The organism is Streptomyces erythrochromogenes, from assembly GCF_036170895.1.
Classification (GTDB): domain Bacteria; phylum Actinomycetota; class Actinomycetes; order Streptomycetales; family Streptomycetaceae; genus Streptomyces; species Streptomyces erythrochromogenes.
This window is the reverse complement of record NZ_CP108036.1, coordinates 3,414,296-3,439,410: the sequence shown is the minus strand read 5'-3', so window position 1 is coordinate 3,439,410 and position 25,115 is coordinate 3,414,296. Positions and strand designations below refer to the sequence as shown.

General features: G+C 73.7%; 21 protein-coding genes. 13 read left to right on the top strand and 8 right to left on the bottom strand.

The features are described from left to right. The first annotated feature begins 113 nt into the window (after positions 1 to 113). From OHA91_RS15380 to OHA91_RS15370, 3 genes are all read left to right on the top strand, one after another. Positions 114 to 905, top strand: coding sequence for a class II aldolase/adducin family protein (locus OHA91_RS15380; RefSeq protein ID WP_031147875.1), 792 nt, complete (start codon positions 114 to 116; stop codon positions 903 to 905). 102 nt (positions 906 to 1,007) lie between these two features. Continuing rightward, positions 1,008 to 2,264 (top strand): hypothetical protein, encoded by a 1,257-nt coding sequence (locus OHA91_RS15375; RefSeq protein ID WP_031147876.1) that lies wholly within the window; start codon positions 1,008 to 1,010, stop codon positions 2,262 to 2,264. An 18-nt stretch (positions 2,265 to 2,282) separates the two neighbouring features. Then, entirely contained in the window at positions 2,283 to 2,792 is a 510-nt protein-coding gene (locus OHA91_RS15370; protein WP_031147877.1) for a TQO small subunit DoxD, read from the top strand. Here OHA91_RS15370 and OHA91_RS15365 read toward each other — a convergent pair. Both OHA91_RS15365 and OHA91_RS15360 read right to left on the bottom strand, forming a co-directional pair. Next, entirely contained in the window at positions 2,738 to 2,962 is a 225-nt protein-coding gene (locus OHA91_RS15365; RefSeq protein WP_031147878.1) for a hypothetical protein, read from the bottom strand. The two genes, OHA91_RS15370 and OHA91_RS15365, sit on opposite strands and share 55 nt — an antisense overlap. Next, entirely contained in the window at positions 2,949 to 4,295 is a 1,347-nt protein-coding gene (locus tag OHA91_RS15360; protein WP_328739452.1) for a PspC domain-containing protein, read from the bottom strand. The genes OHA91_RS15365 and OHA91_RS15360 overlap by 14 nt, the downstream gene beginning before the upstream one ends. 131 nt (positions 4,296 to 4,426) lie before the next feature. On the opposite strand from OHA91_RS15360, the gene OHA91_RS15355 reads away from it, so the two are divergent. From OHA91_RS15355 to OHA91_RS15340, 4 genes are all read left to right on the top strand, one after another. Then, positions 4,427 to 5,722, top strand: coding sequence for an ATP-binding protein (locus OHA91_RS15355; RefSeq protein WP_031147880.1), 1,296 nt, complete (start codon positions 4,427 to 4,429; stop codon positions 5,720 to 5,722). Further along, complete coding sequence (locus OHA91_RS15350) at positions 5,719 to 6,441, top strand: LuxR C-terminal-related transcriptional regulator (RefSeq protein WP_031147881.1); 723 nt, start codon at positions 5,719 to 5,721, stop codon at positions 6,439 to 6,441. The genes OHA91_RS15355 and OHA91_RS15350 overlap by 4 nt, the downstream gene beginning before the upstream one ends. Before the next feature lie 89 nt (positions 6,442 to 6,530). Further along, entirely contained in the window at positions 6,531 to 7,634 is a 1,104-nt protein-coding gene (locus OHA91_RS15345) for an alpha/beta hydrolase (protein WP_031147882.1), read from the top strand. A gap of 138 nt (positions 7,635 to 7,772) precedes the next feature. Then, the gene (locus OHA91_RS15340; protein WP_328739448.1) at positions 7,773 to 8,894 is read left to right on the top strand and encodes an NYN domain-containing protein; all 1,122 of its coding nucleotides are present in this window, start codon (positions 7,773 to 7,775) and stop codon (positions 8,892 to 8,894) included. Between the two features lie 56 nt (positions 8,895 to 8,950). On the opposite strand, the gene OHA91_RS15335 is transcribed toward OHA91_RS15340, so the two are convergent. Together OHA91_RS15335 and OHA91_RS15330 are read right to left on the bottom strand one after the other, a co-directional pair. Beyond that, positions 8,951 to 10,000, bottom strand: coding sequence for a C40 family peptidase (locus OHA91_RS15335; protein WP_328739446.1), 1,050 nt, complete (start codon positions 9,998 to 10,000; stop codon positions 8,951 to 8,953). Between the two features lie 143 nt (positions 10,001 to 10,143). Beyond that, a complete protein-coding gene (locus tag OHA91_RS15330) occupies positions 10,144 to 10,497 on the bottom strand; it encodes a hypothetical protein (protein WP_031147886.1) in 354 nt (117 codons plus the stop codon). Positions 10,498 to 10,622: 125 nt separating this feature from the next. Here OHA91_RS15330 and OHA91_RS15325 point away from each other — a divergent pair, with 125 nt between their 5' ends. Beyond that, complete coding sequence (locus OHA91_RS15325; RefSeq protein WP_037631794.1) at positions 10,623 to 10,970, top strand: ArsR/SmtB family transcription factor; 348 nt, start codon at positions 10,623 to 10,625, stop codon at positions 10,968 to 10,970. Then, positions 10,954 to 13,470 (top strand): DNA helicase PcrA, encoded by a 2,517-nt coding sequence (pcrA, locus tag OHA91_RS15320; RefSeq protein WP_031147888.1) that lies wholly within the window; start codon positions 10,954 to 10,956, stop codon positions 13,468 to 13,470. Before OHA91_RS15325 ends, pcrA begins: the two co-directional genes overlap by 17 nt. A gap of 76 nt (positions 13,471 to 13,546) precedes the next feature. Here the strand turns inward: pcrA and OHA91_RS15315 are convergent, their stop codons facing one another. Both OHA91_RS15315 and OHA91_RS15310 read right to left on the bottom strand, forming a co-directional pair. After that, a complete protein-coding gene (locus OHA91_RS15315; protein ID WP_381703285.1) occupies positions 13,547 to 15,118 on the bottom strand; it encodes a M23 family metallopeptidase in 1,572 nt (523 codons plus the stop codon). A 164-nt stretch (positions 15,119 to 15,282) separates the two neighbouring features. Next, positions 15,283 to 16,065, bottom strand: a complete 783-nt coding sequence (locus OHA91_RS15310) for an esterase/lipase family protein (protein ID WP_031147890.1) — start codon at positions 16,063 to 16,065, stop codon at positions 15,283 to 15,285. A 173-nt stretch (positions 16,066 to 16,238) separates the two neighbouring features. Between OHA91_RS15310 and OHA91_RS15305 the strand changes: the two genes are divergently transcribed. Beyond that, a complete protein-coding gene (locus OHA91_RS15305) occupies positions 16,239 to 16,640 on the top strand; it encodes a cobalamin B12-binding domain-containing protein (protein WP_030764263.1) in 402 nt (133 codons plus the stop codon). A 283-nt stretch (positions 16,641 to 16,923) separates the two neighbouring features. Here OHA91_RS15305 and OHA91_RS15300 read toward each other — a convergent pair whose 3' ends face one another. Further along, on the bottom strand, positions 16,924 to 18,591 hold the full coding sequence (locus tag OHA91_RS15300) for a DUF5691 domain-containing protein (protein ID WP_408059238.1): 1,668 nt from the start codon (positions 18,589 to 18,591) through the stop codon (positions 16,924 to 16,926). 169 nt (positions 18,592 to 18,760) lie between these two features. Next, positions 18,761 to 20,104: an SWIM zinc finger family protein gene (locus OHA91_RS15295; RefSeq protein WP_266498343.1), complete on the bottom strand. Its 1,344-nt coding sequence runs from the start codon at positions 20,102 to 20,104 to the stop codon at positions 18,761 to 18,763. A gap of 134 nt (positions 20,105 to 20,238) precedes the next feature. Here OHA91_RS15295 and OHA91_RS15290 point away from each other — a divergent pair, with 134 nt between their 5' ends. The 3 genes from OHA91_RS15290 to OHA91_RS15280 are packed head-to-tail and all read left to right on the top strand — an operon-like array spanning position 20,239 to position 24,876. Then, positions 20,239 to 21,345: an ATP-binding protein gene (locus OHA91_RS15290; protein ID WP_031147893.1), complete on the top strand. Its 1,107-nt coding sequence runs from the start codon at positions 20,239 to 20,241 to the stop codon at positions 21,343 to 21,345. After that, the gene (locus OHA91_RS15285) at positions 21,342 to 23,633 is read left to right on the top strand and encodes a DUF5682 family protein (RefSeq protein WP_328739437.1); all 2,292 of its coding nucleotides are present in this window, start codon (positions 21,342 to 21,344) and stop codon (positions 23,631 to 23,633) included. Before OHA91_RS15290 ends, OHA91_RS15285 begins: the two co-directional genes overlap by 4 nt. A gap of 46 nt (positions 23,634 to 23,679) precedes the next feature. Beyond that, entirely contained in the window at positions 23,680 to 24,876 is a 1,197-nt protein-coding gene (locus tag OHA91_RS15280) for a VWA domain-containing protein (RefSeq protein ID WP_266498337.1), read from the top strand. The last annotated feature ends 239 nt before the right edge of the window (positions 24,877 to 25,115 follow it).

Below are 25,115 nucleotides of genomic sequence, written 5' to 3'. Positions count from 1 at the left end.
AGGCTGAGCGGCGGCGCCGTCGCCGTTTCGCCGGTGCGCGGCTCTGTTCTCCTCACGCGGCGGCCAGTACCTTGCGCCGACGACGGCGGAGCCGGAGCGGAGGAGGGCGGGCGATGTCCGAGGAGACGGGGGCGCCGGGCATACGGCCCGGCCCGGTGCCGGTGGACCGGCTGCGGTTCGAGATGCCGCCCGCGCACACCGACCCCGCCGAGGAGCGCGCGTACCGCAAGGAGCGCCTCGCCGGAACGCTGCGGCTGTTCGCGCGCCTCGGGTACGAGGACGGGGTCGCCGGGCACGTCACCGCACGGGACCCGGAGTTCGACGACTGCTACTGGGTGAACCCCTTCGGCCGCGCCTTCGCCGCCCTCGGCCCCGAGGACCTGCTGCTCGTCGACGGGGACGGGCGCGTGGTGCAGGGGGAGCGGCGGGTCAACCAGCTGGCCTTCGCCGTGCACGCCGCCGTGCACCGGGCGCGCCCCGGGGCGGTGGCCGTCGTCCGGGCGCAGGCCCCGTACGGCCGGGCGCTGGCCGCCCTCGGTGAACTGCTCGCCCCGATCACCCACGAGGCCTGTGCCTTCTACGAGGACCACGCGCTCCTCGACGAGTACGCCGGCGCGGAGGACGGCGCGCGGATCGGCCGCGCGCTCGGCCCGTACAAGGCGCTCATCCTGCGCAACCACGGGCTGCTGACCGTCGGCGGTTCGGTGGACGCGGCCGCCTGGTGGTTCGTCGCGGCGGAACGGGCGGCGCAGGTCCAGCTGATCGCGCGGGCCGCCGGGAAACCGGTGCTCATCGACCACCACAGCGCCGTCGCCACCCGCGAGCGGTTCGGCGGGGACCTCGCCGCCTGGGTGAGCTACCAGCCGCTGTGGCAGACCGTCGCGGACATGGCGTCAACATCATGAACCGTTAATCACCTGCTCTGACATCGTGCGCAATCCGGAGCACTGCCGCAGTGGTGCACAATTCGCTGGCATTGCCCCGTAGTTCAGAGAGGCGGCACGTACGTGGCTGTCCAAGAGATGTCCCGCGGCACCCATACCACTGCCTGCGCCTGCGAGGAGTGCGCACGTGAAGGGCACCGCCGAGCGGTCGCCGCGTTCCTGGAGAAGCGCGACGAGTTCGCCGCCGGGCAGGGCGTGCCGGCCGCCGTCGCCCACTCCCTCGGCGCCTCCCGCCAGTGGGTCTCCGACGAGCTGACCCTGTCCGCCCGCAACGTCGCCGACCGCGGCCGGGAGGCCGGGAACACCTGGCTGTACGTGTTCTCGCGGCGGGCCGTCCTCGCCGTGTGGATCGCCGCCGGCGTCCTGCTGCTGGTCCAGGTCGCCGCCGCACTCGGCACCGGCTGGTCCACGGCCCGCACCGCCGGACTGCTCGCCGCCCTGCTGCTGGCCGGGCTGCTGACGGTCGCGGCCCGCGCCCAGTCGCTGCGCGGTGGGCTGATGGCCCCGCTGGTCGGCGAGGACAACCGGCTGTCCACCTCGAAGGCGGTGCCCAGCGCCTGGGTGGTGCTCACGGCGTTCGCCACGCTGCTGCCCGCGCTGCGGCTGGCCGCGTCGGCCCCCGGACCGGAGCGGCAGGCGCTGTACGCGGGCCTCGCCCTGGACCGAGCGCTGCCGCTGCTGTCGGTGGTCGTGCTGACCTCCGGGGTGGCGGTGCTGGTGCGCCGGGTGGTCTGCGTACGCATCATGAGCCAGCGGCTGCAGAAGCTGCCGGCCGACCGGCCGCGCGGAGCGGACCTGCTGACGGACGACGCGGGCCGCGGCAGCTTCCCGGACGCGCAGTACGTGCTGGTCTCGACGGCCGTACTGGCCTACGCAGGGGCCTCGCTCGCCCGCTTCCCGGACCGGCTGCCGCAGCTGCCGTGGGCGCTGGCCCTGCTGGTCGCCCTGTCGGCCGCGGTGTACCTGGCGGCGAAGTACGCGGAGGGCAGCCGCCCGCTCGTGCTGTCGGTGGTGCGCAGACGGGAGCCCGGGGACCTGGACGCCGCCGTCCGCCCCGGGGACGACATCGAGATCCGGGGCGTGGGATTCGTGCCGCCCGGCGCGCAGACCCCGGAGATGCTCGCCCGGCTGGTGGTGCGGATCGGGGCGGTCCACGTGCACGTACCGCTGGTCCCGGTGCCCGGCGGGTTCACCAACCCCTCCGACGCGGTGCTGACGGTGCCGGTCCCCGCGGAAGTGGAACCCGGGCGCACCGAGATCCAGGTAGTCACGGCCGCCGGAGTGGAATCCAACCGCTGCACCATCGACGTGGCCGAGTGATCGGGGTACACATGACGCGTGACCAGAACCGAAGCACCTCCCCGGACCGACGTACCGCGCGGGCTGCGTGACCAGGCTGCCCGGTACCACCTGCTGCCCCTGCGGCTCTTCCTCGGCGTGACCTTCGTCTACGCGGGGCTGGACAAGCTCTTCGATCCCGCGTTCCTCTCCGCCTCCGGCGACGGCTCCATCGGCGAGCTGATGCGCGGGGTGCGCGACAGCTCCGCGGTCCCCGCCCTGGTGGACCTGTCCCTGGAGTCCCCCGTGGGCTTCGCCGTGTTCCTCGCCGTCGCCGAGATCCTGGTGGGCCTCGGCACCCTGGTCGGCCTGCTGTCGCGGACGGCGGCGATCGGCGGGGCGCTGATCTCGCTCAGCCTGTGGCTGACGGTGTCGTGGGCGGTTTCCCCGTACTACTACGGCAACGACCTGATCTACCTGATGGCCTGGACCCCGCTGATCCTCGCCGGTGCGCCCTACCTGTCGCTGGACTCGGAGATCGCCTCGCGCCGGTCCCGGCGTACGGCGTAGGTGACCAGACCCACCAGTGCGGCCAGCGACAGGCCTCCCATGGTCAGCGGGACGACCGCGAACCACGGCACGTCGGCCTCGCCGGTGCTGTCGAGCAGGTAGAGCACGCCCGCCAGCAGCAGGACCAGCCCCGCGATCAGCCGTCCCGGCTGGAACTCATGACGCCGCACGGGCCACCTCCACCTGTCCGATACCCGCACTGAGGTCCAGCTCGATCGTCCCGCCGGCCTCGGTGCCGGCGGCCGGCGCGAGGGTCGCCGTCCGGTTCTGCTGCCCGGGCCCTGCCCGCTCGATGCGGCCGGCGTAGTCGCCCGGCAGCTGGATGTCGCCGAGGCGCCGGACGGTGACGTCCGCCTGGGCGGTGACCTCCCGGGGCAGGAGCACCTTGAGCCGGCCCGCGTCGATGGAGGCGCTCACGGCCACGGTGGTGCCCCTGGGCACGTCCAGGCGGCTCAGGTCCAGGGTGGCCAGCCCGGTGCCCGCCTCGTACTCGGGCCGTACGTCGGCCACCGCGGCCGGCCGCCACTTGACCTCCCGCCAGTCGGTGCCGATCTCGCGCGGCAGTGCCGCGGCGCCCGCCAGCAGGCCGGAGGTGAACACGGCCAGCACGACCGTGCCGAAGCCGGTGCGCCCCAGGAAGGAGCTGACCGCGAGGCCCAGGCCGAAGACGACCAGGGCGGCGGCGAGCCCGGTCTGCAGGGCCGCGCCGAGGGAGCTGCCCTCCCATTCGGCCGCGGTACCGGCGGCCCCCGCCAGCAGGGCGAGCACGAACACCCGGCCGCCGATGCCGCCGCGCCCCCGGACCCGGGCGGCGGCGGGCGGCCGTACGGACGCGTCCGCGGCGCCCGCGGCCTCGGACTCCACCGGGTCGGCGGCGACGTCGGGCGGCCCCCACAGGTACCCCGTCGAGCCGACGGGGCCGGTGGTGCCGTCCTTGACCAGCGGGTCCCGCCACCAGGAAGGGGAACCGGGAGCGGGCGGCGCCTTCGTCTCCGGCGGGGCCGCCGGAGAGTGCGCGGCGCGGGACGCGGCCCCGCCCGGGGCGGGCGCCTCCGCCTCGGGGGCAAGGGTCTGCCGGCGCCGCTGCGACCAGTACGAGGCGCCGCCGAGCGCCAGGACCACCAGGACCGAGAACACCGCCAGCGCGCCGTTGTCCAGCATCGACAGGAACAGGGCGCAGCCCACCAGGGCGGCGAACACCGCCGCCAGGGTCGCCCCTTCGACCCGGCCCGTCAGCAGCTTCTTCGCCTCGCTGTCCTCCTCGCCCTCCTGCGGGAGCAGCAGCCACGCGAAGCCGTAGAAGATGAGGCCGACGCCGCCGGTGACCGCGAGGACGCCGAGGACGATCCGGAAGACCACCGGGTCCAGGTCGAAGTACCGGCCCAGGCCGCCGCACACGCCCGCGAGGACCTTGTCCCGCTTGCTGCGGCGCAGGGGCGGCCGGGGCTCGGCCGCCCGGGGTGCCCCGGGGTCCGCCGGCGGGGCGTCGTGTACTTCGGTCATGCGTCCATGGTGACGGTCGGCGCGGGCACCCGGAATCCGGTCCTACCCTGGCGCAACCCTGAAATCTCCCGGGCAGAAGTGGGGGGATGCCCTGATGCCCGGCCGCGGCCCGCCGTGTGACCCTTGGTGACATGCCCGTAGCCGCCGCCACCCGCCCCCCGCACGCCCCGGACGCCGACGACCCGCCGCAGCGCAAGCTCTACCGCAGCGCCGACGGCCGGATGCTCGGCGGTGTGGCGCGCGGTCTGGCCGGGCACCTCGGGCTGCCCGTGGGCTGGGTCCGGCTCGCGTTCCTCCTCCTGTTCATGTGGGGCGACGGGCTGGGCGTGCTGCTCTACGCGGCGTTCTGGGTCTTCGTACCGCTCGGCGTCGGCGGGCGCGCCGGGCACCGCTCCTTCTTCGAGACCCTCCCCGACGGCACCCGCCGCCTGCGCAAACCCGACCGCGGGCAGATCACGGCACTGGTCGCCCTGTTCATCGGCGCGGGCATCTTCATCTCCAAGGTCCAGCTGGGCGGCGAGTCCGGGCGCTACGTGTGGCCGACGCTGCTGGTCGGGGCCGGGGTGGTCCTCGTATGGCGGCAGGCCGACAACGCCCGCCGCGCCCACTGGACCACCGCCGCCGGACGGCACGGGCGGCTCTTCCAGGCCGCCCGCGCGCTCGCCGGCGTCGCCCTGGTCGGCGTGGGCCTCACCGTCTTCATCGTCGTACGGGGCTCCGCCGCGCAGCTCGGCAACGTCCTGACCGCCACCCTCGCCGTCCTCGTCGGCGTCGCCCTGCTCGCCGGACCCTGGCTGATCAGGATGACGCAGGACCTCTCCGAGGAGCGGCTCATGCGCATCCGCGCCCAGGAACGCGCCGAGGTCGCCGCCCACGTGCACGACTCGGTGCTGCACACCCTCACCCTGATCCAGCGCAACGCGGAGGACGCGGGCGAGGTGCGCCGGCTCGCCCGCGCCCAGGAGCGCGAGCTGCGCAACTGGCTCTACAAGCCCGAGGGCACCGGCAAGGACGAGGCCGAGGAACCGGCCACCCTGGCCGAGGCGGTGAAGAAGACGGCCGCCGAGGTGGAGGACCACCACGGCGTGCCCATCGAGGTCGTAGTCGTCGGCGACTGCCCGCTCGACGAGAAGCTGGGCGCACAGATCCAGGCCGCGCGCGAGGCGATGGTCAACGCCGCCAAGTACGGTGGCGAGGGCGGCCCGGTACAGGTGTACGCGGAGGTGGAGGGGCAGACCGTGTTCGTGTCCGTACGGGACCGGGGACCGGGCTTCGACATCGACGCGGTACCCGAAGACCGCATGGGCGTACGAGAATCGATCATCGGCCGGATGCAGCGCAACGGCGGGACCGCACGACTGCGGTCCGCGCCCGACGGCGGCACGGAAGTCGAGCTGGAGATGGAGAGGGCGGCGAACGCGGCATGACCGAGGCCGGAGAGAACGCAGGCACGGGGGAGACCGGGGGTCCCCCCGGCGGTAGCCGGGGGCGCGTCCGGGTGGTGCTCGTCGACGACCACAGGATGTTCCGCACGGGAGTGCAGGCCGAGATCGGCGAGACCGACCGGACCGGGGTCGAGGTCGTCGGCGAGGCTGCCGACGTCGACCAGGCCGTCACCGTCATCACCGCCACCCGGCCCGAGGTGGTCCTCCTCGACGTGCACCTGCCCGGCGGCGGCGGTGTCGAGGTGCTGCGGCGCTGCGCCCCGCTGATGGCGGCCGCCGAGAACCCGGTGCGGTTCCTGGCGCTGTCGGTGTCCGACGCGGCCGAGGACGTCATCGGCGTGATCCGCGGCGGTGCGCGCGGCTACGTCACCAAGACCATCACCGGCACCGACCTGGTGGACTCGGTCTTCCGGGTGCAGGACGGGGACGCGGTGTTCTCGCCGCGGCTGGCGGGCTTCGTGCTCGACGCGTTCGCCTCCACGGACGCGCCGCCGGTGGACGAGGACCTGGACCGGCTCACGCAGCGCGAGCGCGAGGTGCTGCGGCTGATCGCGCGCGGGTACGCGTACAAGGAGATCGCCAAACAGCTCTTCATCTCGGTGAAGACGGTGGAGTCCCACGTCTCGGCGGTGCTGCGCAAGCTGCAGCTCTCCAACCGGCACGAGCTGACCCGCTGGGCGACGGCCCGCCGCCTCGTGTGACGCCTGAAGGCCCCCGGCCTGCGGTGTGACCCACACCGCAGGCCGAATGGGCAACCGGGCTCCCGCCGGCCGCACTCTAGGCTGGCGTGATGAGCTTGACCGGTACACCCTTCTTCGTGTCGGTGATCGCGCTGACCGTGATCGCCGTCATCCTTCCCCTGGCCGTCTGGAGCAAGGTGCGCGGCCCTGCCGTCGTACGCACCCTGCTGCGCACCTTGATGGTGCTGTTCGCCCAGGTCACAGCCGTCGCCGTGGTGTTCGTCGCCGTCAACAGGGCCGAGCACTTCTACAACTCGTGGGGCGATCTGCTCGGCACCGGCAAGTACGTCACCGCGGCCCCCGACCTCGGTCCGGACGGGCTGGGCGGCAAGAAGGTCGAAGAGGCGCCGAAGGTCAAGCAGGCCTTCCAGCCGGTCGAGGGCCTCGGCGGCCGCGTCCAGAAGACCGAGCTCGACGGGAAGATATCCGGGGTCAAGGGCGACGTGCTGGTGTGGCTGCCGCCGCAGTACGACGACCCGGCCTTCAAGGACAAGAAGTTCCCGGTCGTCGAGCTGATCCCGGGCATCCCGGGTACGGGCAAGTCCTGGTTCCAGGGGCTCAAGGCCCACGAGGTGCTGGAGCCGCTGATGAAGAGCGGCAAGGTGCAGCCGTTCATCCTCGTCTCGCCGCGCGCCATGCTCGTGGGCAACGGCGACACCGGCTGCGCCAACCTCCCCGGCAAGGTCAACGCGGACAGCTGGTTCAGCGTCGACGTCCGCAAGATGGTCGTCGACAACTTCCGGGCCTCGGACGAGGCCCGGACCTGGGGCGTGGCCGGCTACTCGGCCGGCGCCTACTGCGCCGCCAAGCTGGCGATCGCCCACCCCGACCGCTACAGCGCGGCCGTCTCCCTGTCCGGTTACAACGACCCCGGACAGGAACCCTCCTCGCTCGTCGCCCAGGACCCGCAGCTGCGCGTCTCGCACAACCTGAAGAACGTCCTCAAGGCCCAGCCGGCGCCGCCGGCGGTCTCGCTGTGGCTGTCGGGTGCCGAGCAGGACGGCTACCTGTCCGGCATGGACCTCAAGGCGATCGCGCAGAAGCCGACCGTCGTGCACGCGGAGAAGGTCACCGGCGGCCACAACCTCGACTCGTGGTCCAAGCAGCTGCCGCAGACCTTCGGCTGGCTGAGCGGCGTGGTCAAGGCCCCCTAGGGGGTGCCTCCCCCGGATCTGCCGATCGGCAGACATCGGCCGTCGGGGGGCGGTCGATCTCTGCCGGTCGGCCGATGTGCCCGGTGGCCGCAGGCCGGGAGCCTGGTCCCAGGACGACATCCGAGGGGGATCAGGGTCATGGCACACGCGGTGGGCAGCAGGAACGAGCAGGGCCGGGCGCAGAAGCAGGCACAGGCGCGGGCGGCGGTGCGCCGCCGGTGGTGGTCGGGCTGGCCGCACTGGGCCGGGTACGCGGCGGCCGTCTGGTCCCTCGGCTACGGACTGGCCGGGCTGTACTGGGCGCTGGGCGGCGCCGGGTACCCGTTCGCGAAGGCCGCCGTGGAACGCTCGTCCGGGTCGGTGCTCGACCCGAGCCCGGTGGCCGTGGTCGCCCCGGTCATCGCGGTGGTGGGGCTGGTGGGGGCGGTCTGCGGGGTGCTCATGGCGCGCCGCCGGTGCACCGCCGGCGCGGGCCGCCGGGCGCTGCTCGTCGTCGGCTGGACGCTGGCCGCGACGCTCACGGTGGCCGTGCAGGACTACACCCTGATCGCCGTGCTGGCCTTCGCGCCGCTCCTCGTGGTGTTCGCGTTCACCGGGGTGCCCGGTCCGCAGGACGGCGTCGGCGACATCCTCTTCTGGCACCGGGACAACCTGCTGATCCTGTTCGTGGGCGGCGTGCTCTGGACGCTGGCGACACTGGCCCACCAGCGTCGGGCCGGCGGGCTGTGCGCGCACTGCGGGCGCGGCGGCCGGGCCGCCTCGTGGACCACGCCCGAGTCCGCCGCCCGCTGGGGGCGCAGGGCGGTGCTGGTGGCCGTGCTGTCCACCGTCCCGTACGAGGTGACCCGCGTGGCCTGGTTCTTCGGCTACCCCCTCGGCATCACCGACGCGTTCCTGAAGGACATGCAGGACACCCCGGGCCTGCTCGGGATCGGGCTCGGCCTGGGGCTCGCCTCGGTCGTCGGCGGAGTGCTCACCCACGGGCTGATCGCGCGCTGGGGCGAGGTCTGGCCGCCGTGGGTGCCGTTCAAGGCGGGCAGGCCGGTCGCACCCGCCACCGCGATCGTCCCGGCCCTGCTGGTCTCCGTCGTCGCCGTACCCGGCGGCCTGATGATGATCCGGGCCGGCAACCAGCCCTTCGGCTGGGGGACCAACTACCCGGCGATGCTGTGGGTGGTGTGGGGAGCGGCGCTGGGCGCCGCCACCCTCGCCTACTACCTCCGCCGGCGCGGGACGTGCGGGTACTGCGCACAGGGCTGAGGGGGCAGCGGGCCGACGGGCCTCACGCCGGGCGGGGCCTCACGCCGGGCGGGGCCTCACGCCGGGCGGGAGGCGCCGGCCCAGGGCATCGAGTCGATCGGCGCCAGCCGGACCGTCGATCCCGGGCGCGGGGCGTGGACCATCTGGCCGTTGCCGACGTAGAGGCCGACGTGCGTGATCCCGGAGTAGAAGAACACCAGGTCGCCGGGGGCCAGCTGGTCGCGGGACACGCGCTGGCCGGCGTTGATCTGGGTGTAGGTCGTGCGGGGCAGCGAGACCCCGGCCGAGCGCCAGGCCGCCTGGGTCAGCCCCGAGCAGTCGAAGGAGCCGGGCCCCGTCGCGCCCCACACGTAGGGCTTGCCGATCGAGGAGTACGCGAAGGCCACGGCGCGGGCCGCGCGGGAGCCGTCGGCGGGCGGCGGGGGCGCGGCGGTGACCGGGCCGGAGGGTGCGGCGGCGGCGCCGGGCGCCTGGGCCTCGTAGGCGGCGCGCTCCTCCGCGGTGAGCTTGGCCAGCAGGCGCTTGGCGGCGGCGAGCTTCTCCTCGGCCTCCGCCTTGTGGGCGGCGAGCTCGTCCTGCCGGGAGCGGAGGTCGGAGAGCCGGCCGGAGGCCTGCTCCCGCAGCTTCGAGACCTCGTCCAGCTTGCGGCGCACGGTGGTGATCCCGGCGGCGTTGCGGTCACCGGCGCGGGAGATGAAGGAGGCCTGGGCGAGGTACTCCTGCGGGTCGTCCGCCAGGGCGAGCTGTACGGCGGTGCCCAGGGAACCGCTGCGGTACTGGGAGGCGGCGAGCGTCCCGAGCGCGCTGCGGGCGGTGTTGAGCTGGTCGGCCTTGCGGGCGGCCTCGTCGCGCAGGCCGGTCAGTGCCTTCTCGGCCTCGTCGGCCTGCTCCTTCGCCCCGTTGTACCGCTCGGTCGCCGCCTCGGCCTCCTCGTAGAGGCGGTCCACCTCCGTCTTGATCTGTGCGGGGGTGGGCCGGGGGTCGGCCTGGGCGGCGCCTTCGAAGGCGGTGGCGGTGGCAGCGCCCGCGAGGGCGATGGTGGCGGCGGTCGTCCGTACCGGGCCGCCGGAGAGCGAGCGCTGCCTGGGCTTTCGATGACTGGCCACGAGGGCCTCACGTCCTTCCTCTGCCGGTGCTTGGAGGAGGACGCTAGACCCGGAGGTAACGGGCGGATGACGCGATGATCGTAAGTGCCCTGATGCGACCGGAGCTGGCCGCACGGGACCGGAGCGGATCGCTGCGGTGCGGGTCAGTGCCAGAGAAGGGCGATGAAGATGTTGATCACGGTCAGTCCGCCGACCGCGCCGAAGAGCGCCTTGTCCACGTGCTCCTCGTCGCGCTTGACGTAGACGAGGGCGAGGATCACGAAGAGGAGCGCGAGCTTCACGCCGACCTTGATGTTGTTGACGGGCGTGCCGTCCATCTCGTTGAAGCCGACGAGGAGCACGCCGGTGACGAGCATCGTGAGCGCGCCGTGCAGCATGGCGGGCGTGAAGCGGGCGGTGCCCGCGCTCATCGCCTTCATCTGGGTCAGGAAGCCACCGAGGAGAGCGGCGATCCCGATGATGTGCAGACCGACGAAGACACTGATGAGTACGTCCATGGCAGTCGAGCGTACGGGGGCGCGAGCTCGGCCGAAGAAGCGGGTCGGCCCGTCGGCGAGGGCCTGCCGCCCTGCTCAGGAAAGCTCCGCCGACGTCCGTACGAGATCTGCGTACAGTGGGGGGCATGCCTGCCGCCGCCGACCTGCCCCACCCCGCCGCCGACCGGCTCCAGCTCGTCGACGTCCTGGCTGCGCTCGGGCACCCCGTCCGGCTGGAGATCGTCCGCAAGCTCGCCTCCGGCGAGGAGGCCTTCTGCGGCGAGGTCGTGCCCGACCTGCCCCGGTCGAGCGTCACGCACCACCTCAAGACGCTGCGGGAGAGCGGAGTCATCTGCCGGCGCGCCCAGGGCCGCAGGCTCTACCTCGCGCTGCGCCGCGACGACCTGGAGCTCCGCTTCCCCGGTCTGCTGGAACTCGTGCTGGCCTGTCGGTCCCGCCCCCTAGACTCGGAATGCGATGAGCAGCCTCTTTGACGACAGCTTCCTGGCGGACCTCACCCCCTCCGACGAGGTCCCGCCGCCGCCCGAGGAGCACCCCGCCCCGGAGGCGGGTGCGGACGACCTCTTCGGGGGCCACTTCGACGTGCCCATGACCGGGGACGCGTACTACCGGGACGGCGCCCCCAAGCCCGTCATCGACCCGGCGACGCTCCTGGACGGCCTGAACGAGCAGCAGGCCGCCGCCGTGGTGCACGCGGGCTCCCCGCTGCTCATCGTGGCCGGCGCCGGCTCCGGCAAGACCAGGGTGCTGACCCACCGGATCGGGCACCTGCTGGCCGCCCGGAACGTCCACCCCGGCCAGATCCTGGCGATCACCTTCACCAACAAGGCCGCCGGCGAGATGAAGGAGCGCGTCGAGGGCCTGGTCGGCCCGCGCGCCAACGCCATGTGGGTCTCCACCTTCCACAGCGCGTGCGTGCGCATACTGCGCCGCGAGTCCAAGCGGCTCGGTTTCACGTCCTCGTTCTCGATCTACGACGCGGCCGACTCGAAGCGCCTGATGGCGCTCGTCTGCCGCGACCTGGACCTGGACCCGAAGAAGTTCCCGCCGAAGTCCTTCAACGCCAAGATCTCGAACCTGAAGAACGAGCTGATAGACGAAGAGGCCTTCGCCGACCAGGCTGCCGACGGTTTCGAGAAGACGCTCGCCCAGGCGTACGCGATGTACCAGGCGCGGTTGCGCGAGGCCAACGCCCTCGACTTCGACGACATCATCATGACCACGGTGCACCTGCTCCAGGCCTTCCCGGACGTCGCCGAGCACTACCGGCGCCGCTTCCGGCACGTCCTGGTCGACGAGTACCAGGACACCAACCACGCGCAGTACACGCTGGTGCGCGAGCTGGTCGGCACCGGCTACCCGGACCTGCCCCCGGCCGAGCTGTGCGTGGTGGGTGACGCCGACCAGTCGATCTACGCCTTCCGCGGCGCGACGATCCGCAACATCCTCCAGTTCGAGGAGGACTACAAGGACGCGACGACGATCCTGCTGGAGCAGAACTACCGCTCCACGCAGACGATCCTCTCCGCCGCCAACGCCGTCATCGAGCGCAACGAGAACCGCCGCGCCAAGAACCTGTGGACCCAGGCCGGCAGCGGCGCCGTCATCACCGGCTACGTCGCGGACACCGAGCACGACGAGGCCCAGTTCGTCGCCGACGAGATCGACCGGCTCACCGACGCCGGGGACGCCAAGGCCGGCGACGTCGCGATCTTCTACCGGACCAACGCCCAGTCCCGCGTGTTCGAGGAGATCTTCATCCGGGTCGGCCTGCCGTACAAGGTCGTCGGCGGCGTCCGCTTCTACGAGCGCAAGGAGGTCCGCGACGTCCTCGCGTACCTGCGCGTCCTCGCGAACCCGGAGGACAACGTCCCGCTGCGCCGCATCCTGAACGTGCCCAAGCGCGGCATCGGCGAGCGCGCCGAGGCGATGGTCGACGCGCTCGCGCTGCGCGAGAAGATCACCTTCCCGCAGGCGCTGCGGCGCGTCGACGAGGCCTTCGGCATGGCGGCCCGCTCCACCAACGCCGTGAAGCGGTTCAACGCGCTGATGGAGGAGCTCCGTACGATCGTCGACTCGGGCGCCGGCCCGGCGGTGGTGCTGGAAGCGGTCCTGGAGCGCACCGGCTACCTCGCCGAACTCCAGGCCTCGACCGACCCGCAGGACGAGACCCGGATCGAGAACCTCCAAGAACTGGCCGCCGTGGCGCTGGAGTTCGAGCAGGCGCGGGATGCCGCGGCCGCCGAGGCGCCGGAGGGCACGGCGCCGGCCGGTCCCGGCACGCTCGCCGAGTTCCTGGAGCAGGTCGCCCTCGTCGCCGACTCCGACCAGATCCCCGACGAGGACGAGGACGGCTCCGGCGTCATCACCCTCATGACCCTGCACACCGCCAAGGGCCTGGAGTTCCCGGTGGTCTTCCTGACCGGCATGGAGGACGGGGTCTTCCCGCACATGCGCGCGCTGGGCCAGACCAAGGAGCTGGAGGAGGAGCGCCGCCTCGCCTACGTCGGCATCACGCGTGCGCGCGAGCGGCTGTACCTGACCCGGTCCAGCATGCGCAGTGCGTGGGGCACCCCCTCGTACAACCCGCCGTCGCGGTTCCTGGAGGAGATCCCGGACCAGTACCTGCAGTGGAAGCGCACGGGGGCGGCCCAGAAGCCGGCCGGCCCGATGCGCAGTTCGGGCTACGGCTCGGGCTCGGGCGGCGGACGGTCCTCGTTCGGCACCTCGCCCGAGGCCTTCCTGTCCTCGTCGCGTACGAAGTCGGGCCCGTCCGGGTTCGCGACGCGCCGGGCCGCGGACAAGCCCGTCATCGCGCTGGTGGTCGGGGACCGGGTCACGCACGACCAGTTCGGGCTCGGCACCGTCATGGAGGTCAAGGGAGCGGGCGCGGACGCGCAGGCCACCATCGACTTCGGCGACGACAAGCCGAAGCGGCTGCTGCTGCGGTACGCGCCGGTGCAGAAGCTCTGAGGGAGCGGGACCACGTGCGGGTGCCCGGCAGCGCGAACGCTGCCGGGCACCCGTGGAGTCCGTCGGACCGAGGCGACTACCTCGGGTCCAGGCCCTTGCTGCGCAGCCAGGCCAGGGGGTCGATCGCGGAGCCGCCGCCGGGCCGGACCTCGAAGTGCAGGTGCGGACCGGTGGAGTTGCCGGAGTTGCCCGAGTAGGCGATGACGTCGCCCGCCTTGACCTTGCCGCCGCGGATCTTGGTGGAGCTGAGGTGGCAGTACCAGGTCTCGGTGCCGTCGGGCGCGGTCACTATGGCCATGTTCCCGTAGGCGCTGTTGTACTGCGTGCGCACGGTGCCGTCGGTGGCCGCCATGACCGGGGTCCCGTAGGACACCGGGAAGTCGATGCCGGTGTGCACCGACATCCACATGCCGCCGGCCTGGCCGAAGCTGGCGCTGAGGCCGTGCTGCGCGACGGGGATCGCGAACTTGGGGCGGGCGGCCTCCTTGGCCGCGGCCTCCTCGGCCTTCTTCTTCTTTTCCTCTTCCTGGCGTTCGCGCAGGTCGATGCGCTCCTGCGTGCGGCTCGCGCGGTCCGCGAAGTCGCCCGCGTCGGCGCTGAGCGCGACCAGTTGGGTGTCGAGCTTGGTGTTCGCGGCGACCGGCTTCACCGAGGCCGGGTCGGGCGCGGCCATCGTGGTGGTGTCCTCGCCGGGCTTGTCCGTACCGGTGAGTCCGCCGACGGAGGCGGCCGCGACGCCCGCGACGCCCATCACGCAGGCGGAGGGAACCGCGACGGTCAGCAGGGCGGAACGCTTCGCCGGGGTGCGCCGGCGGCCGCCGGCCGACTTGGCGCCCGTCGTCTTGGCGTTGCCCTTGGCGGCGGTCCGGCGCGCGGAGCGCGGGGCGGAGGTCACCGGCATGGCCTGGGTGGGCATGTCGTGCACGCCGTGCAGTTCGTGGACCTCGGGCAGCTCGTACGCCTCGGCGGTCTCGGGCGCCGGGTCGGAGAGCACCTCGAAGACGGCGGTCTCGCTGTAGGTGTCGGCCCCGGTCTCCGGGGCGGTCGCGTCGGCCTGGGGCTCGTGGACGTAGCCGACGGTTCCGAGCGTGGTCGTGCCGTACGCGTAGTCCTGCTGCGCGGGCTGGTAGTCGTACGCGTATTCGGCCTCGGGCTGCGCCGGGGTCTGCGTGACGGTGTTCCAGGCGGTCGCGTCGTAGGCGCCGGTCTCGGTACCGGTGGTGCCGAAGCCCGGCATCGCCCAGTGGCCGGTCTGGTCGGTGGAGGTGTCGTAGCCGAAGGAGGCCGTCGGGTAGGCGGTGTAGCCGGAGTAGTCGGTGCCCGCCCCCGCCGCGTTCCAGGCGCTCGCGTCCCAGCTCCCGGTGGTGTCCTCGGGTGCGGACTGCGAGGGGATCGTGGACAGGTAGGGGTCCTGCGAGGTCCACGCGGTGGTGTCGTACGTGCCGGTCTCATAGGAGCCGTAGGCAGCGTAGTTGACCCCTTGGCCCTGCGTTTCGTAGGAAACGTAGGCCGAGTCACCAGCGAAAGCGGTGGTGGAGAGGCCGTCATACCCGGCATCCGGGTACTGGCCCGACGAGGGGCGGTCGTTCACCAACTTCTCTTTCGCCTCGGCAGTGGGGGCCTGGGTGGCCGGGAACTCGAAGTTCACCGGAGGAGAGCAGTGGCGTGACTGTACCCGTCGGTTACTCGCAACGACAATCTTCGCCGGGTCCCCAGATCAGCGGAACCGGGCATTCGGCCGCCTTTCGGTCGCCGAAAGACGCAGCCTTGGCCTTGAGTTCGAAATGTGTTCGACTCATGGTCGCCGAACGGTCAGGCGACGGAAGCGGCGTCCGGGCCCGTCACGACGGCCGGCGCGGGGCCGTCGAGGGCGCGGCCGACCGCCGCGATGACCGCCGGGTGCGCCGGGAGGGCGAGGTGTCCGATACCCATCACCTGCACGTTCTCCACGAGCAGGTCCGGATGTTCGATCCGGGCGCTCCCGACCGGGGTCATCAGCGTGTCGAACTCGCTCCAGAACGCCACGCAGCGGGTCGCGCAACCGGGCGAGGGCGCAGCCAGCTCGGCCAGCACCTCGGAGTCCGGGCGCATCTGCCGCACCAGGGGGTGCGCGTCCATGAAGGGGGCGGCCCGCGTGCCGGAATGCGGGGTGCCGAGCGTGACGAGGGTGCGCACGCGCGTGTCGCCGCCGAGGCGCTGGACGTAGTACCGGCCGACCAGGCCGCCCAGGCTGTGCCCGACGAGGTCCACCCGTTCCTGGCCGGTGCGCTCGCACAGCTCCTCGACACGCCGGGCGAGATGGCGGGCGGTGACGCGCAGGTCGAGGGTGAGGGGCGAGTAGTTGTACGCCTCCACGTGCCGCAGGCCGGCGGCTCCGAGGGCGCGGCGCAGCAGGACGAAGACGGAGCGGTTGTCGGTGAACCCGTGCAGCAGCAGAACGGGCGGGCGTGTCGTCGCCGGGACGGGGGCGACCCTCTCCTGGCACACCCCGGTGGGGTACAGCAGGAGGTGCCCGCCGAGCACGACGACCTCCAGCGCTCCGGCCCGCAGCGCGGCGCCGGAGAAGGGGACGGGCATGGGTAAGGACAGACCCATCGACGGCCTCCTGTGATCCTCCGGGGACGACGGCCGCCGCGCCACCGTGCCGTGCGGCTGTCGGCACGGTGGCGCAATGCCGTCCCACGTGTGATTTCCCCCTCGTGCTCGCCCGCGAAACGGCGGCGTGCGCGATGCTGTACTTAACGTTCGTTCACTCGGGAGGCAGTGCGATGGGTGTGACCGGTCCGATCCGTGTGGTGGTGGCCAAGCCGGGTCTCGACGGCCACGACCGCGGGGCCAAGGTGATCGCGCGGGCGCTGCGGGACGCGGGCATGGAGGTCATCTACACCGGCCTCCACCAGACCCCCGAGCAGATCGTGGACACCGCGATCCAGGAGGACGCCGATGCGATCGGCCTCTCGATCCTCTCGGGCGCCCACAACACGCTCTTCGTGCGCGTGCTGGAGCTCCTCAAGGAGCGCGACGCGGAGGACATCAAGGTCTTCGGCGGCGGCATCATCCCGGAGGACGACATCGCCCCCCTGAAGGAGAAGGGCGTGGCCGAGATCTTCACCCCGGGCGCGACGACCACCTCCATCGTGGACTGGGTCAACGCCCACGTCCGCCAGTAGCCTCCGGCGGTCCGGCAGCGGGGCCGCCGCGCGGGAGCTGGCCCTTCCGGGCCCGCCCCGCGCACGGCAGGGCGCGCGGCAGCGGCCCCGCCGGGGCCCCCGGCGTAGCCGGACGATCCCGCAGGTCCGGGCAGTGCCCGGCGGGGCTGCCGCCGCATCTGTCGAACCTCCCGGGCCGGCGGCCGCCGCCGGCCGCCGTCGGCCGCGCCAGCGGCGCCTCCGGCGGTGGCGGGGCGACGTTGCGGCGGGGCCGGGCGAAGGCTCGGCCGAGCGTCCCGCAGCATCAGGCCGGGGCGAGCTCCGACAGCATCGCCGCGCGCAGCCGGAGCGTGGCCACCAGCCGCTGGAAGGCCTCGGCCCAGTACGCGGCCGCGCCCGGCGACGCGTCCGGCGGTTCCTCCGCGGCCGCGGTCAGGGCCTCGAGCCGGCCGGCCTCGGAAGGGTCGAGGCAGCGTTCGGCCAGGCCCATCACCCCGCTGAAGCTCCACGGGTAGCTGCCGGCCTCCCGGGCGATGTCCAGCGCGTCCACCACGGCGCGGCCCAGCGCGCCCGCCCACGGCACCACGCACACCCCGAGCAGCTGGAAGGCCTCGGACAGCCCGTGCGCCCGGACGAACTCCGCCACCCACTCGGCCCGTTCCCCGTCGGGGAGGGTCTCCAGCAGTTTGGCCCGCTCCGCGAGCGACGCCGTGCCCGGACCCGCCGCGGGCGGCGCGGACGCAGGGCCGAGCAGGGCCCGCGACCAGTCCGGGTCCCGCTGGCGCACCGCCGCCCGGCACCACGCCGCGTGCAGTTCCTCCGTCCAGCCCTCGGCCGTGGCCACCGGCAGTGCCACGATCTCCGCCGGGCCCAGGCCCCCGAACCGCTCCCGCCAGCACGACAGCGGAGCCGCCTCCACCAGCTGGCCGAGCCACCAGGCCCGCTCTCCGCGTCCGGCGGGCGGCCGCTTGACCACGCCGTCGCGGAGCATCCCCCCGTCGCACTCGGCCGGCGGGGCCACCCCCTCCGGTCCCACGCAGGCCAGTGCGCGCTCGGCCATCCGGCCCGCCAGCGCCGACTGCGGCAGCGCCGACAGCAGTTCGGCGGCCGTCGCGCGGACATTGCGGCTGCGATCGCCCAGCGCCGCCTCCAGGAAGGGCTCGTCCTCCAGGGACAGCCCCACCCTCAGCGAGTCGAGGAACATCAGCCGGTCCTCGGCCCGTTCGCTCCCCCAGGTCGTCGCCAGCAGCCGCGGCGCGGCCGCCGGCTCATGGGCCCGTACGGCACCGAGCAGTGCCACGCGCTCCGCGAACAGCCCTTCCTCCCAGAGCCGTTCGACCGCGGACGGGTCGGTCACGTCCGGCAGTTCCCCGCCGCCCGCCCCGCCGCGCAGGGCGAACCGCCAGTCCGGATTCATCCGTGCCAGCCACAGTCCCCGCGTCCCGGCCAGGGCCAGAGCCTGCGGGCGCAGGTCCGTACGGGCCCGGGCGGCGTCCAGGAGCGCCGGTACGAGCGCTGCGGGCGCGCGGTAGCCGTGCCGTGCGGCCGCGGCCAGCCACTGCGGCAGCAGCTCCGTCAGATCCGGGGCCGATCCGCGCCGCCCGCCGCCGCCCCCGCTGCCGGCGCCGGTGCGGCCAGCCAGCAGTTGTGCGAGCCGGCGGCCCGCCGCCTCCGGCGGTGCCGGCCGGGGGTCGCGGGGCGCGGGCTCCGGCCGCGGGCGCGCCCCCGCCGGCCGCAAGCCGGCGCGGCGGCGCACGGTGTGCACGGCCGCCGCGTCCAGCAGCGCCTCCGGCGAGCCGGCCGGGCCCCCGCCCCGGCGCCGGTCGGTGCCCAGCAGCGCGGCACCGACCAGCTCCTGCCACTCCCCGTACCCCTCGTCACCCTCGCCCATCGGTGCCCCTCCCTCGCTGCTCGTCCTCGGTGGTGTCCAGTGCCCCGGTCCCGCCCCCTCCGCGGGACCGGGGCTGTCGATGTCCCGTACGGGTCCGCTCAACTGGCGTGGTTGTCGTTCATGAAAGCCCCCCGGCTTCTCGTCGTTGCGTGTACGGCGCCCCCCGGCGCCGCACTTCTCCCTGCCGCCGCCGTGCGACGGCACAGGACCCCCCAGGCCCCCTGCGATGTGGTTGTCGTTCCCGCCCGGCTCAGGACAGGGCGACCGGCTCCGAGGAGTCCGGCTGCCAGGCCGTCAGCGGAGTGAAGCCGCGGTGGCCGCACTCGCCGAAGACCGTCACCGGGCCCCCGCCCGACAGTGCGGCCAGCTGCCACAGACCCCCGCGGGAGCGGCTGCCCGCCCCGGTGAGGGGCACCGGCAGGGCGGAGGTGCCCTCCGCGTCCGCCAGCTGCCAGCCGAGCTCTCCCGGTATCGGAACCACCGGACCGAGCACCACCGGCCAGGACTCCAGCCACGGGTCGTCCCGCAGCGCCGCCCCGTAGGCCTCCAGGGCCGCCTGCGTGCCCACCCCGGCCGGAACCTCCGTGCACGGCGCGGCCGCCGCGAACCTCTCCCCGAGGTCCGCCCGCAGCCCCGCCGACCCGGGCCGGAAGCGCATCTCCGCCTCCAGCACCAGCCCCACCGGCAGCGCCAGCCCCGGCGGCCGCCCGGGCGGTCCGAAGTCCAGCACCAGCGCGGGCCGTCCGCCCGCCAGCCCGCGCAGCCATATCCGGCGGGTGGTGAGCCGACCGTCCGGCGACACCGAGTCGTACTGGGCGAGCACCAGCCAGCGGTCCCGTACGGCCTCCCCCTCCCCGGAGGCCGGCAGTCCCACCCGGTTGCGCACGGTCGCCGCCAACTGGTCCGGAAGCCCCGTCACCCCCATCCAGGCCCGGTCCAGCAGGTGCAGCAGCGCCGCCTCCTCCAGCATCCGGGCGGGCCAGCCGGGGCCGCAACTGGGTATCGTCCCCAACTCCCTTACGCGCCCGGCCAGTCCGGGCGCCTGGGCGTCCACCATCCGGGCCGCGGTCTCCTCCCACGCCGCGTACCCCGCGTGCTCCTGGCCCGCGAGGCCGCCGCGCAGCAGGTCGGCCAGCCGCTGTTCCAGCTCGGTGACGCCCGCGCCGATGCGCGCCGCCCGCCGCTCGGCCCGCCGCCGGGCCCCCTCCTCGTCCACCGGCCCGGCGGCCGCGCCCGCCGGACGTGCGGCCTTGGCCGCCCGGTCCGCCAGCCACTGCGCGGCCCAGTCCGGCGCCTCCCCGGGCTCGCCGACCCCCTCGGCGGACCAGAGCAGGAGCAGTCCCAGCGCGTGCTTGCACGGGAACTTCCGGCTCGGGCAGGAGCACTTGTAGGCCGGTCCCGTCAGGTCGACGACCGTCCGGTACGGATTGCTGCCGCTGCCCTTGCACAGCCCCCACACAGAACCGGAAGCGGAACCTCCGATCTGTGACCACGGCCCCGCTCCTCCGAGTCTGCCGCCCGCCTTGCGTGAAGCATCGTCAGGAGCCAGAGCCAGTACCTGTTCCGCCGTCCAGCGGACCCCCTGCTCAGTCATGGAAACCACCGTAGAGACCCCCTCTGACAATCGCTCTGACCTGCAACAACGTGATGAGCACGGGGTGTTGTCAGTGGCGTGGTGCACCGTTGGAACAGCAGTCGGGAGCGGCTGCCGAGCATTGGAGGGGGACCATGAGCAAGCCCGAGAACGGCATCGGTGCCGAGGCGCTGCGACCGCACGCCGAAGACGCCTACGCGCACGAACTGAAAGCCCTGGCGGCCGCCGACGACAGGCCTCGCCCGACCCGCTGGAAGCTCTCCCCGTGGGCCGTCGCCACCTACCTGCTCGGTGGCACGCTCGACGACGGCACGGTGATCACACCCAAGTACGTGGGCCCGCGCCGCATCGTCGAGGTCGCGGTCACCACCCTGGCCACCGACCGCGCCCTGCTCCTGCTCGGCGTTCCCGGCACCGCCAAGACCTGGGTGTCCGAACACCTCGCGGCCGCCGTCAGCGGGGACTCCACCCTCCTCGTGCAGGGCACCGCCGGCACCCCCGAGGAGGCCATCCGGTACGGCTGGAACTACGCCCGGCTCCTCGCCCACGGCCCCAGCCGCGAGGCGCTCGTCCCCAGCCCCGTCATGCGGGCCATGGCCGACGGCATGACCGCCCGCGTCGAGGAGCTCACCCGCATCCCCGCCGACGTCCAGGACACCCTCATCACCGTCCTGTCCGAGAAGACCCTGCCGATACCGGAGCTCGGCCAAGAGGTCCAGGCCGTACGCGGCTTCAACCTCATCGCCACCGCCAACGACCGCGACCGCGGCGTCAACGAGCTCTCCAGCGCGCTGCGCCGCCGCTTCAACACCGTCGTCCTGCCGCTGCCCGCCACCGCGGACGCCGAGGTCGACATCGTGGCCCGCCGCGTCGACCAGATGGGCCGCGCCCTCGACCTGCCGGCCGTGCCCGAGGGACTGGAGGAGATCCGCCGCGTCGTCACCGTCTTCCGCGAGCTGCGCGACGGCGTCACCGGCGACGGCCGCACGAAGGTGAAGTCGCCCAGCGGCACCCTCTCCACCGCCGAGGCCATCTCCGTCGTCACCAACGGCCTCGCCCTGGCAGCCCACTTCGGGGACGGCGTCCTGCGCCCCTCCGACGTGGCCGCGGGCATCCTCGGCGCCGTCGTCCGCGACCCGGCGGCCGACAAGGTGGTCTGGCAGGAGTACCTGGAGGCCGTGGTCCGCGAGCGCGACGGCTGGAAGGACTTCTACAGGGCCTGCCGGGAGGTGACGGCATGAGCACCGCCCGACAGGGCCCGCTGCTCCTCGGCGTGCGCCACCACGGGCCCGGATCGGCCCGCGCGGTCCGCTCCGCCCTGGACGCGGCCCGCCCGGCGGCCGTGCTGATCGAGGGGCCGCCCGAAGGGGACGCCCTGCTCGAACTGGCCGCCGACCCCGGCATGCGGCCGCCCGTGGCCCTGCTCGCGCACGCCGCGGACGACCCGGGCCGGGCCGCGTTCTGGCCGCTCGCCGACTTCTCCCCGGAGTGGGTGGCGATCCGCTGGGCGCAGGAGGCCGGGGTACCGGTCCGGTTCATGGACCTGCCCGCCGCGCACTCGCTGGCCGCCGCCGGGGAGCCGGACGCGGACCACGCCGAGCCCGACGCGGTCCGGCTGGACCCCCTCGCGGTGCTCGCCGAGACCGCCGGGTACGACGACCCCGAGCGCTGGTGGGAGGACGTGGTCGAGCACCGGGGCAGCGGCGGCGCGGGGGAGGAGGCGCTGGGCGCGTTCGAGGCGCTCGGGGAGGCCATGGGAGCCCTGCGCGAGACGTACGGCGACGGCGGCCACCGCCGCGACCTGGTGCGCGAGGCGTACATGCGGCAGCGGATGCGCGCCGCCCGCCGCGAGTTCGGCGACGGGTACGCCGTCGTGTGCGGTGCCTGGCACGTCCCGGCGCTGCGGGCGAAGACCACCGTGGCCGCCGACAAGGCGCTGCTGACCGGACTGGCGAAGGTCAAGGTGGAGACCACCTGGGTGCCGTGGACGCACCGCCGGCTCGCCCGGGCCGGCGGGTACGGCGCGGGGATCACCTCGCCCGGCTGGTACGCCCACCTCTTCTCCGCCCGGGACCGGCCCGTCGAGCGGTGGCTGACCAAGGTCGCCGGCCTGCTGCGCGAGGAGGACCGGCAGGTCTCCTCGGCCCACGCCATCGAGGCGGTGCGGCTGGCCGAGACCCTGGCCGCCATGCGGGGCAGGCCCCTGCCCGGCCTGACGGAGACGCTGGAAGCGGTCCGGGCGGTGATGTGCGACGGCTCCGACGTACCGCTCACGCTCATCGAGGACCGCCTCGTCGTCGGCGACGTGCTCGGCGAGGTCCCGGACGCGGCACCCGTCGTACCGCTCCAGCGGGACCTGACGCGGCAGCAGCGGTCGCTGCGGCTCAAGGCCGAGGCGCAGGAACGCGAGCTGGAACTCGACCTGCGCAAGGACACCGACGCCGCGAAGTCCCTGCTGCTGCACCGGCTGCGGCTGCTCGGCATCGGCTGGGGCACCCCGGCCGCCTCCCGCAGCAGCACCGGCACCTTCCGGGAGACCTGGCGGCTGCGCTGGGAGCCGGAGCTGTCCGTGCGGGTGGCCGAGGCCGGGATCTGGGGCACCACCGTCCTCGCGGCGGCCACCGCCAAGGCGGAGGCGGACGCCGCGGGCGCCGAGGAACTGGGCGAGGTCACGGCGCTGGCCGAGCGGTGCCTCCTGGCCGGGCTGTCCGAGGCGCTGCCGGCCGTACTGCGGGCCCTCGCGGACCGCGCCGCGCTGGACACCGACGTCGCCCGGCTCGCCAAGGCCCTGCCGGCGCTCGCCCGTTCACTGCGGTACGGGGACGTGCGGGGCACCGACGCGACGGCGCTCGGCGCGGTTGCGGCCGGGCTCGCCGAGCGGATATGCGTCGCACTCCCGCCGGCCTGCGCGGCCGGCCTGGACGGCGACGCGGCGGCGGAGCTGCGCGGCCACGTCGACGGGGTGCACACGGCGGTCGGCCTGCTGGCGGACACCGGCGACGGGCTGCGGGAACGCTGGTCCGCGGTGCTGCGGACGCTGGCGGCCCGGGACACCGTGCCGGGCGTCATCCGGGGCAGGGCGGCCCGGTTGCTCCTCGACGACGGACGGCTGGAGGCCGAGGAGACGGCCCGGCTGATGGGGCTCGCGCTGTCCCCGGCCGCCTCGCCCGCCGACGCGGCGGGCTGGATCGAGGGCTTCGCGGGCGGGAGTTCGGGCGGCGGCACCCTGCTGGTCCACGACGACCGGCTGCTGGGCCTGATCGACAGCTGGCTGGTGGGGGTGCCGGAGCGCGCCTTCACCGACGTGCTCCCGCTGCTGAGGCGGACGTTCGGGGCGTACGAGCCGGGGGTGAAGCGGACCCTGGGCGAACTGGTCCGGCGCGGCCCGGCCGCCTCCGCGGGGGCGGCGCGCGCGACGGGCTCGGCCCCCGAGGGCTTCGCCCCCGACCTGGACCCCTTGCGGGCGGACGCGGTGACGGAGCTGGTCCGGATACTGCTGGCGTCTCCCGACGGGGTGGCAGCCGCCTGAGAGTGCGGTGCAACGACGAGTACGACGAGTGCAGGGGGACGGACGGATGAGCGGTACGGACATGAGCGCGGCGGTCGGGCAGGACGCCGCGGACCCCGCCGGAGGCGAGCGGCTGCGGCGGTGGCGGATGGTGCTCGGCGGGGGAGACGCCGACGGCACCGGGCACGCGCTGACCGGGCGGGACGCGGCGATGGACGCCGCGCTCGGTGCGCTGTACGGGGGAGGCGGCGAAGGGGGGTCCCGCCGGGCCTCGGGGTCGGCGCGGTCGGCCGGGCTCGGCGGCTCCGCGCCGAACGTGGCCCGCTGGCTCGGGGACATCCGGACGTACTTCCCGAGCTCGGTGGTGCAGGTGATGCAGCGCGACGCCATCGAGCGGCTCGGCCTGTCCACCCTGCTGCTGGAGCCGGAGATGCTGGAGGCCGTCGAACCGGACGTCCATTTGGTCGGCACCCTGCTCTCCCTGAACAAGGCGATGCCCGAGACGACGAAGGAGACGGCGCGGGCCGTGGTCCGCAAGGTGGTCGAGCAGCTGGAGAAGCGGCTCGCGACCCGCACCAGGGACACCCTCACCGGCGCACTCGACCGCTCCGCCCGCATCAGCCGTCCCCGCCACCGCGACATCGACTGGGACCGCACGATCCGGGCGAACCTGAAGAACTACCTGCCCGAGTACGGCACCGTCGTCCCCGAGCGGCTGATCGGCTACGGCCGGGCTGCGCAATCGGTGAAGAAGGAGGTCATCCTCTGCATCGACCAGTCGGGTTCGATGGCGGCCTCCGTCGTCTACGCCTCCGTCTTCGGCGCGGTCCTCGCCTCCATGCGCTCGATCGCCACCCGCCTGGTCGTCTTCGACACCGCCGTCGTCGACCTGACCGACCAGCTCGACGACCCGGTCGACGTCCTCTTCGGCACCCAGCTGGGCGGCGGCACCGACATCAACCGGGCCCTCGCCTACTGCCAGTCGAAGATCACCCGGCCCGCCGACACGGTCGTCGTCCTCATCAGTGATCTCTACGAGGGCGGCATACGCAACGAGATGCTGGGGCGGGTCGCCGCGATGAAGGGGGCGGGCGTCGAGTTCGTGACCCTGCTGGCGCTGTCCGACGAGGGAGCCCCGGCCTACGACCGCGAGCACGCCGCTGCCCTCGCCGCGCTCGGGGCCCCGGCCTTCGCCTGCACGCCCGACCTGTTCCCGGAGGTAATGGCCGCGGCGCTGGAGAAGCGGCCCCTGCCGACCCCCTGAAATTCCTCCGACACGCCCGTCCCGGCCACCCGTGTGAATCGGCGGATCACACGAATTTCCAGTTCAACCGTGAGGCGTTCTGTGACAGGTATCACCGCTCAGGTGTGATCTGCGATTTAGGGTCCCACGCCCCACGGGGATAACCTGCCGGACGGACATGCCGCGTCCACGGTCACCGTGTGCGCCTTCCTTGTGACAGCGCCGTCACGTTGCCCTCCGCGGCACGCCCACGCAGATAG